Annotated in this window: 1 protein-coding gene; it reads left to right on the top strand. The window is 50.6% G+C overall.

The window, feature by feature from the left end; genetic code table 11:
- Positions 1-259 (top strand): septal ring lytic transglycosylase RlpA family protein (locus ACYP03_RS26865; RefSeq protein ID WP_459782789.1); only part of this gene is annotated, 259 nt, incomplete at both ends.

Here is a 259-nt window from a genome sequence, read left to right as displayed (position 1 = left end):
AACGTCTAACGGCGAAATTTATGACATGTATTCAATGACTGCGGCGCATAAAACCTTACCGCTGCCCAGCTATGTCAGAGTGACTAATAAAAATAATGGCAAAAGTGCCATTGTCCGGGTCAATGACCGCGGCCCGTTCCATGAAGGACGCATCATAGATCTCAGCATGGCAGCAGCGACCAAGCTGGATGTGGTTGGTCACGGTACCGCGCCGGTCAAAATTGAGCTGTTGCAGATGCCAAAACCAGAATCCACGGCC

It is taken from the genome of Photobacterium sp. R1 (assembly GCF_054600795.1).
This window is presented reverse-complemented; position numbering and strand designations above follow the sequence as displayed.